Origin of the sequence: Priestia sp. FSL P4-0332, from assembly GCF_038005845.1 — a bacterium.
GTDB lineage: Bacteria > Bacillota > Bacilli > Bacillales > Bacillaceae_H > Priestia.
The window spans coordinates 1-8,397 of the sequence record NZ_JBBOUA010000010.1 but is presented as its reverse complement, the minus strand read 5'-3'; the positions used below and the strand labels follow the sequence as shown (position 1 = coordinate 8,397).

The following is an 8,397-nucleotide window of genomic DNA, read 5'->3' as shown; positions in this document are numbered from 1 at the left end:
TTTCACTTTTATCAACTATAAACACAGCTATGATCAACCACACATGTAAGAAAAGCCCTCAATTAATTTTGAGGGCTTTTCTTGTACTAGCATTTTGCTATCTTTCTCATTTCCAAAACTCCCACCACTTTTTATTGGAGGATTTTTTAGGCTCTTCAATAGATGCTGCTATCTCTAATTTAGACTCCTGTAATTCTCTTATAGAGCTCATTAACTTTTGATCTCGATCATCTAACCTTTTAATAAGTACTTCTTGAAATTTCCGCTGCTGTTCTTCTTGTTTTCGTGTCCATTCATTTAGAAAATCCTCATGTTTTTTTAATTCTTCCTGGACTCTTTTAGCCACTATGGATTCTATCTCCTGAACAGGAACAAACCCTTGATTCTCTAAGGATTGTTTAGGTTGTTGTTCAGAAGAGTTTATATTCTCTGTATCGTAAATCTTAGGGAATCCTTCTTCTACTAAAAGTTTGAGTATCTGAGCAGATTGGAGACTTCGTTTATTTCTCATCTTAGCTATAAAAAGAAAAACAGGTAACGAAGATGAATCAATTAAGTACTTATTCTTTTCACCTTGCTTAACATTTATAAAATCCTTATAAGTTTGGCAATTACGCTTTATAGTCATGGCCGACACTTTTACTTGTTTGGCCATCTCTTCAGCTGATAACCACTGTTTAGAAGCCTTCACTGTTCAGATCACCGCTTTCAAATTCAACTAAACATCTAAACTAAACACCATTCAAACACTTAAACAATTCCATGCTACATATAGGTTAACCTCTTTTCTTGTTCAGATCATTGTTTAGTTAATTATTTTTAAAAATGATCTGAACAACTATTTAAACACGATCTAAACAATGAACAACCACGCAAAAAATCTTATTTATAAATGCCTGGCCGCCTTGAGGCGGTATATTAGCCTTGAGTCTTATTTATAGAAGAGTATTTAGTACTTATCAGATTAAAATAGTTCATAGTGGCCGCTCGAAAAATTTAGTGTTTTAACTGAGGTTTTCAAACGAAAAAAAGTATAAAAAGATCCTTGCAATTCTATCAGCGAATTGCTATTTAAATAAAGAGTGAGAAGAGAGAAACTTTTTAAAGTGCTATGAACGCTGTTATATCAGCATTTTTAACACTTTTCGTGTGTTGCAAAAATGCAACAGTTGCGTTGCAAAAATGCAACACACGAAAAGTAAAAAAAAGAGCCTATAATAGGCTCTTTTTTAATTAAAATAATTTATCTGGTAAATCTTTTAATATCTTCATTTTCATAGCTTTATGAAACATAACTTGCAAAGCTTGATTTACGTTATCTTTATCACCTGCATAAATAATATGTGGATTTACAAAAATAGCATAAGCTTTCGCGTTATTATCTTCAACTCCTGATTCGCCCTTAAATAAGATGCCCTTTTTAACTAATGAATTGATAACAGTACTTGTGTTTGTTCTGTTGCTATTAATTAATTTTGCAATTTCTGAAATATTAGCAGGTACTGGATTTTTAGCTTTAATATCTAAAACAATACAATTAGTTGAAAAAGCTATATATGGGATAATATCATGCAAAAACACTTTTTCTCTCCCAGTAAAATATTTCTCTTTATTTAGGTATCCTTGATTCTCCTGCAAAGTTTGTACAAACCTCACTCTCGATTGTGGAGTCCTTTTTGTTCCTATAAAAATATCTTTACCAGTAGCTTGACTTAACGTTTCCATCGCTTGATTGACTTTATCTTGATCTACACCATGATAATCTGTTTTAGCTCTCTCTTTTTCAGCTTCTAAATCTCTTGACCTTGCTTTTTTTTCCGCTTCAACAAGCTTTTTTTGCAAATTTACAATATTATCTTTGTTTTTTTCCAAACTAATTCCTCTCCTTATATGGCAGGAATCAGTCCCTTATGATAGAATATGTACATCAATATGTATATAAGGGACCCATTCCCTTTCTTGTTTGAGAAACCGCCTGCCGTCCAAAGCAAGGGCGGTTTTTCTCATTTATACTACATTCAACACTATCAATAATTTCCCTCTTTTTCTACTCTTTTCGCAGTTTTTCAACGAATTTTGTAAAAGACTAAACCATTATACTAGATTAATACCAAACAACCCAAAGAACCATTTAAACAAGAAGAATACAGGTACCATAAAGACTGCTGCACCAGCTCCATATTTCACCCAATCTAGCCAGCCATTAAACGCCACACCTAGCTTAGCGTTCGATATCATAGTCTTGCTGTTTTTCTCGATTTCGCTGAGTTCTGATTTCGCCTTCTCGCTCAACATGTCGAACTTGCTCCCCAGGTTGTTGCTGATCTTCTCGAGTTCGTCCTTGATCACTTGATTGTTTGTTTGGAACTCGTTGTTCAGAAACTCCTGATTCTTTTTCATCTCGCTGTGCAATACCCTGATGGCCGTCTTCATCTCGGCCAAAGTTTCGTTCGTATATTGCTTGTGCTCTAAGATGGCGGTCTCTAATTTGTTGATCGATGTCAGCGAGGTCAATCTCATTTCCGCTTGTACGTCTTGGCTCGTTTGTTTGATCTGTTCGAGCTCTTGTTGCATCATCATCTCTTTGTTCATGTTTTCTTTCAGAAACGTCGAGAGATAGCCCTCCGTCGCTCTGAGACGCAAAATCATCTCTTCGTATATCCTCTTCAAGTCCTCGGTTGACTGTTGTTGCTGAACTTGTTGTTTTTCTTTCTCTTGTAACTTGTCTTTCAAAGCCATGTAAAATCGTCTCCTTTTCATACGCCCACCCTAATTTAGTGCCACGTACCTTTTTATTCGATTCTAGATGCTCATACGTGATGTTTTTACCTCGTAGCGTTGCTTGGACGCCTTGGTCTTTTAAACGTTCCTGAAAGTCTTCAAAACTAGTTGCTTGTTCTTTTGAAGAGTCGACGGCCGTCCGAATTTCATCTTTCCAACTCGACTCACCTTTTTGAAGCAATGACTGTTCAGCTAATGTGTAGCGAACATCAGACGAGCGCTCTTCTACAATGGACAGCCCATGTTCCTTGCACAGTTCATCACTTATTTTGCGCACATGGTCAATAGCCTCTTGGCCGTGCGCATGAAACTTTCTACCGTCCTCATAATTCACAGCATTAATGACAATGTGATTATGAATGTGATCCTTGTCAGTGTGCGTATAGACGGCCACCTCATAGCCATTTGCCAACCTCTCAGCTAGTTGTAACCCAATCTCATTGGCTTGCTGGGGATCCACTTCATCTGGTTTAAACGACTGGATCACATGATGCGCTTGTATGCCGCCTCTCTTACCCCATATTTCCCTTGTAGCTTTAAATTGGTTTCTAACATAGTCCACATCGCAATCAAGCGAATTTGACACCTCAGCGCGCTTCTCAGCGTACTTCAGTAACGCATTGGCGTTTTTCGTCGTACTCAGCTTAATCGTTGCCATGCTGCAGCCAATCCCCTTTTAATTTCGTCGAGATTGTATACCAATCTCTCAAGCTCCTGTTCACCCAATTGTTCGATGTCCCTTGCATTGCACCATTTCGCAATTTGGTTCACATTGGTACCCACAGCTCGCAATTCCTTCGCGATGGCTAGGGCGCCCTCACGATTGATCTTCGGCTGTCGTACGCGGGTACCCTGTGCCTTTGCTTTCACAAAGGCAGGCACCGTCATTCCTACGTTATCCGCCATCAGCGATAGCCGTTCAAATTCCTCTTCAGTGACACGGAACTTCACCTGTTTAGGCTCGTTCCTACGCTCGCCTTTCGTCTCGCTCATCCCTTTATTCCTCCTTATGTTCACCTACTGGACGTGGTGAACTTGGTGTAAAATTCCAGCTGTATGCTTCCATAATACACCAAACAGTCAGAATAAGGCAAGCTCTACAATTGGTACCCAATTGAGCTTGGTTATGCTTTGCATAACAATCCCCCCAGCCCCCTTTTCAAGGGGGAGCCAAACCGCGGACGCTGTCCACACCTGCCAAAGGAAAGCTCCTTTGGAATGGCTTCTACAAACACCCCCAACCCCCTCAAAACTTTGAGGGGGCTCCCTCGCCGGTTGGCGTCAAACAAACGTGGTTGTTTGAGTGCCAAGAGGGTCTTGGTGTAGTGACGTTGTCAATTCCTTAATGCTCCCTACGGTCCGCTTACCATTGACAACGCAGCTTATCTCCCCCTTTGTTTTGGGGTAGAGGCTGGCTTCTTATGTTTTTAATGTGTTGCTCATCTTGGAGTAAGATGAGCACTTTTGGACGGCCGAGCTGGCGATTCGGCAGGTATACTTTCTAAACAAGCCGATCCCCTAATTCCTTCGTTTTGGGTATGTCGGCTTGGCGGGAGATTCAAACCTGCCGAAATTTTTTATACAAGGAGAAAAGAGTGGAGAATTTTTAAGTGGTTTTCTTAAAAAATACTACTCGTACCTTGTATAAAAAATAGCCTAGACTAGGTGAAAATGAATAAATAAAGGAAAAAACCACTAAATTAAATAGTGGTTTTTTCCTTTATTCTTATATTTGATAACAAGCTTATTTTATTGGTACGTTACATGCATAGCGAAGAGTTTCTGCATAGCTTACATCTGGTCTTGCTGGTTCTAAATTATATGGATTTTTCCTAGAACCTATGGTTCCGAGATGACAAGCATATTGATCATATAATCCACTTGTGTTTTTCCATTTAGAATTCCCAGAGTGAACAGCTTTTACTTTGTTCCATGAATCTGATCTTTTTAATGACCTTTCATTGGTTGTACCACCAAAAAGATATGGTTTGTGCGTTAAACTAAGAGATACTACTCCATCTCTAGTAATCCATTTACCGCTAGAAAAATAAGTTGAGTAATAAGTTGCAGCTAAAGCGACTGAAAGGTTGTTAACTTCAGTATTGTTAACATCTTTAGATTCTAGTTTTAATTGTAAAGTATTCTTATCTTTTAAACTAACAGATGATATTTCTAATTTATTTTCATCTTCTATAGTAGGTGTAGATATGATACCAATTGTGTCGTCTTTTTCATTATAAATAGCTGCTGCACCATCAGCTTTTCCATTTTCATCTTTTCCAAGAATAATTCTTTCATCGTCTCCAATATTAAAAGGGATATTAATAGTTGAATTTGATTGAGAAGGGTTAATACTGATAGTTTCTTTTAATAGTTCTTCATCTTTATGTACATCTGTATTTAAGTCGTTATTTAAACTTAAAATACTATAAGAATTTTTAGAAGCTATAGAAGGTTTTTGAAACCCTATTTTGTTTCCATCTTCTGTTATTAATTTAGTTTGTTCATTATCAATTTGTTTAGCTTGTGAAAAGGAAGGTTGACTAATAAATAAGGTTGGAACTAAAGCAAGTAGAAAAATTTTACTAGGTTTTAATTTCAAGAACATTACAGCATCTCCTTTTATTGTATTAACATACAAACTTTAACATAAGGAGATTATAAGTCAATGGCTAAATCCATTTTTTCTAAATATTTCTATTTTTGTTTCTTTCTATAAGAAAAAATAAAATTAATAATGCTTAAAATTACAATAATTATAAACATATCTGAAGGATAACTTCTTGTATAATTTAGTTCGTCAGCAGCATATCCTAAGAAAATCATATTAAAAATTGAAACAACTATACAGATCATTGATATAAAACAAACCGAGAATAGATTGGTTAAACTATTATATTTTGAAAAATTAATAATGAAGAATAGCCCAACTAAAATAATGATAAAGAAAATAAAAACGTATTTAATATAATTAAAAGCTTCAAATGATAACATAAGTACCTCCTGCATTAATATCAATAAATGGATAATATCATATATTTATTTAAATGTATGATTAAATTAACAAAAAATATAAAATAACCCTTGTAATTCCATAAATAAATTATCAATGAATGAAAGTAATAAAAAAAGCTTTTGAGTATTGTCCCAAAAGCTTTTTTGTTAACAAAATGAATTTTATAAGAAGCACCTAAAAATAAAAGCACTCACTTGTATAAAAAGTGAGTGCTTTTATTTAATCTAATAATCCTTTTTCCTTAAACACTTTTCTTAGAGCTTCGTTTACTAATTCAGATTTATAACTCTTTGGAACACGATCAATGATGCCTAAGACATCATCGTCAAAATAAAAACCTCGATACACTCTTTTTGAACGTTCTTTTGGATGCTGCAGCAAGAGGTCAATTGCATCTACTTTGCTATCATTTGTACTAGCTTTTGAAGAACTAGCACTAGTACTTTCACTTTCACTTTCATTCAAATAGCTAATACTAGCTGCTACCTCGTTATTGACTAGCTTTTGTTTTGCTGGCATTTTACTGTTTTTAGAAATAAGGGTACTGAAATCAACATCTAAAGGTTCTGATTCTTCTCCAATATAGCGATAAATACTTTCTTTACTGTCCCATTCATAGCCTAATTTTTTAATCTTTGATTGAATGGTACGAGTACTTACACCATACTGATCAGCTAATTCTTTAATGGTGATTTCTTTCATCATAATTCCATTTAACATCTTTTTCACCAGCATCATACTAGCCTCCATTTTCGTTTTAAAAGTATAGTACTAGTATTCAAATGCAAGTTGATATTTCCTGCTATTACTTCTTTAGAAACGAAAATCTCTTCGCATAAGGTAATCGTTGTTTAAATTATATGTAGCTAAAAAAGACTAACTTATTAAAGTTAATCTTTATTTTCCTTGTCTAAAATTTCTAAGAGTCTGTCAACCTTTGAACCTATTTCTAATACTTGATTAATTTTCTCTCCTATTTCCTCAATTACTAAATAAGTACGTTGGTCAGCCTTCATAACCTCTGTTCTTAAATCATCATTTTCAAGTTGAAGTATATCATTCGTTTTATCTGCTTCTTCTAACTCTTTCTTCAAACTAGAAATTTCATCTAGTAAAGATTGCTTTTTTTTATCTTCCACTTTCTTCACCCCCTATCATACTGCATAAGATATATGACTTTAGTTAACATAAAACACGTTCCAGGAACCAAAAATCTTATCGAAGAAATGTGCAAACCATCTAAATATGGTAACATTGTAATTTATAGAAATTTTAAGGATGGTATTATGGGTACATTTAGTCCAACAGGATTGCTATTATTCTTAATAATTATCGGCTTAATAGGATTCCTAGGTTTTAAACTTGTTAAAAAATTAAAAAATAAATAACTAACAAAAAGGACCTACTACATTAAAACAGTAGGTTCTTTTTGTTAGTGGTTAAGATATAAAAACTTAATTAACATAATCCATATTATAGGAAATAAAAATTTTGAAATTTTAATTTCAAATATAAATTATACATTTACTAATTTCTATTAAAAGTAAATATTGATAATAATATATAAAAATGTTACTATATTACATGTCATTTTTAATATATTAAGGAGATTATTACTAAATATGAAAAAATTACTTAAGATCGTTCCTTTATTTATCGTAACACTTGCTTTTGTAGCTGTAATTACTCCAAAAGCTGAAGCAGCAACTACAAGTTGGTATAGTGTATCCGGCCACGGAAGTGGATGCCAAGTCCAAGGATATACAGATAGTACTGTGTACAAAAAAGCTGCAACTAGTATTGACAGTTACATGAAAACAAACGGTAAATGTAACACTATGAATTATGAAATGACAGTTGTTGATTCTGAAGATACAGGATATGGTGCAGCAGGATATGCTAACGGGTCATTTTCAAAGCAAACAAGTACTAAAAAATTCTCTTTAAGTGGAATTAGAAGAGATGTAGATGTTAACTCATTCAAAGTGCGTGTACGTTATACTGCTGGAGGAAAAACTTTCTATTCTCCATCAATTACAGTGTATAAATGATCAAAATAAATAAAAAGATAATGCATTCAATGCATTATCTTTTTATTTATTGATACCTTTGCTATGTAAAATTTCCAATAAAAACAACTTCTTATATAAGAAATCTTTATTTTATCTCATATTAAGAGTGAATTTGGAATGAATATTGTATACAAAGTTAGTTAACATAATACCTCTTTCCGGTACACATCAAAAAAGAGAAACCTTGGGAGACAAGGCTTCTCAAAAGGGTTCTCTTTATGAATTATGCAGCTTTTTATACATCCCTGATATGACTGCATTTATTGGATTCCCAAGTAGCAGAAATATGTATAAAAAGCGCACCTTTTATACATATGCTTCAACCTCTAAATAATTGATTTTTTATATGGATATGTTATAGTGACAGTCCGGCTGATTTCCCAAGTTGGATTTCATTTAACCCTAGTAAATGTAACTAAAAGGCCACCTCTCTTACCACACACTCAAGAGGTGGCTTTTTAGTTTGTTTGCCCTTTGACTGGACAAATTAACACCTAATACGATATTTTAAATGTGTACATGTATATC

Annotated in this window: 10 protein-coding genes; 1 reads left to right on the top strand and 9 read right to left on the bottom strand. The window is 34.2% G+C overall.

Features of this window, described 5'->3' with window-relative positions; translation table 11 throughout:
• Window positions 1–106: 106 nt before the first annotated feature.
• The 9 genes from MKY06_RS30700 to MKY06_RS30660 all read right to left on the bottom strand — a co-directional run bounded on the left by MKY06_RS30700 (window position 107) and on the right by MKY06_RS30660 (window position 6,936).
• Window positions 107–691, bottom strand: a complete 585-nt coding sequence (locus MKY06_RS30700; protein ID WP_328099786.1) for a DUF3967 domain-containing protein — start codon at window positions 689–691, stop codon at window positions 107–109.
• Between the two features lie 542 nt (window positions 692–1,233).
• A complete protein-coding gene (locus tag MKY06_RS30695) occupies window positions 1,234–1,872 on the bottom strand; it encodes a MarR family transcriptional regulator (RefSeq protein ID WP_322385569.1) in 639 nt (212 codons plus the stop codon).
• A gap of 222 nt (window positions 1,873–2,094) precedes the next feature.
• Window positions 2,095–2,238 carry a hypothetical protein gene (locus tag MKY06_RS30690; protein ID WP_328099784.1) on the bottom strand — a complete coding sequence of 48 codons (144 nt, stop codon included), beginning with the start codon at window positions 2,236–2,238 and terminating at the stop codon, window positions 2,095–2,097.
• Window positions 2,222–3,439 carry a relaxase/mobilization nuclease domain-containing protein gene (locus MKY06_RS30685; protein ID WP_328099783.1) on the bottom strand — a complete coding sequence of 406 codons (1,218 nt, stop codon included), beginning with the start codon at window positions 3,437–3,439 and terminating at the stop codon, window positions 2,222–2,224. Before MKY06_RS30685 ends, MKY06_RS30690 begins: the two co-directional genes overlap by 17 nt.
• On the bottom strand, window positions 3,421–3,774 hold the full coding sequence (locus MKY06_RS30680) for a plasmid mobilization protein (protein WP_328099782.1): 354 nt from the start codon (window positions 3,772–3,774) through the stop codon (window positions 3,421–3,423). The genes MKY06_RS30685 and MKY06_RS30680 overlap by 19 nt, the downstream gene beginning before the upstream one ends.
• 751 nt (window positions 3,775–4,525) lie before the next feature.
• Window positions 4,526–5,389 carry a DUF2599 domain-containing protein gene (locus MKY06_RS30675; protein ID WP_328099707.1) on the bottom strand — a complete coding sequence of 288 codons (864 nt, stop codon included), beginning with the start codon at window positions 5,387–5,389 and terminating at the stop codon, window positions 4,526–4,528.
• An 89-nt stretch (window positions 5,390–5,478) separates the two neighbouring features.
• Window positions 5,479–5,775, bottom strand: a complete 297-nt coding sequence (locus MKY06_RS30670) for a hypothetical protein (protein ID WP_116327474.1) — start codon at window positions 5,773–5,775, stop codon at window positions 5,479–5,481.
• Window positions 5,776–6,016: 241 nt separating this feature from the next.
• Complete coding sequence (locus MKY06_RS30665; protein ID WP_340962399.1) at window positions 6,017–6,535, bottom strand: HTH domain-containing protein; 519 nt, start codon at window positions 6,533–6,535, stop codon at window positions 6,017–6,019.
• 152 nt (window positions 6,536–6,687) lie between these two features.
• Window positions 6,688–6,936 (bottom strand): hypothetical protein, encoded by a 249-nt coding sequence (locus MKY06_RS30660; RefSeq protein WP_328099710.1) that lies wholly within the window; start codon window positions 6,934–6,936, stop codon window positions 6,688–6,690.
• A 483-nt stretch (window positions 6,937–7,419) separates the two neighbouring features.
• Here MKY06_RS30660 and MKY06_RS30655 point away from each other — a divergent pair, with 483 nt between their 5' ends.
• Window positions 7,420–7,848: a hypothetical protein gene (locus tag MKY06_RS30655; RefSeq protein WP_218813185.1), complete on the top strand. Its 429-nt coding sequence runs from the start codon at window positions 7,420–7,422 to the stop codon at window positions 7,846–7,848.
• The last annotated feature ends 549 nt before the right edge of the window (window positions 7,849–8,397 follow it).

What these genes read in the sequence shown, in the direction of transcription:
- MKY06_RS30690 (WP_328099784.1), bottom strand. Translation starts at nt 2,238, where the DNA reads ATGATATCGAACGCTAAGCTAGGTGTGGCGTTTAATGGCTGGCTAGAT.
- MKY06_RS30685 (WP_328099783.1), bottom strand. Translation starts at nt 3,439, where the DNA reads ATGGCAACGATTAAGCTGAGTACGACGAAAAACGCCAATGCGTTACTG.
- MKY06_RS30680 (WP_328099782.1), bottom strand. Translation starts at nt 3,774, where the DNA reads ATGAGCGAGACGAAAGGCGAGCGTAGGAACGAGCCTAAACAGGTGAAG.
- MKY06_RS30675 (WP_328099707.1), bottom strand. Translation starts at nt 5,389, where the DNA reads ATGTTCTTGAAATTAAAACCTAGTAAAATTTTTCTACTTGCTTTAGTT.
- MKY06_RS30670 (WP_116327474.1), bottom strand. Translation starts at nt 5,775, where the DNA reads ATGTTATCATTTGAAGCTTTTAATTATATTAAATACGTTTTTATTTTC.
- MKY06_RS30665 (WP_340962399.1), bottom strand. Translation starts at nt 6,535, where the DNA reads ATGATGCTGGTGAAAAAGATGTTAAATGGAATTATGATGAAAGAAATC.
- MKY06_RS30655 (WP_218813185.1), top strand. Translation starts at nt 7,420, where the DNA reads ATGAAAAAATTACTTAAGATCGTTCCTTTATTTATCGTAACACTTGCT.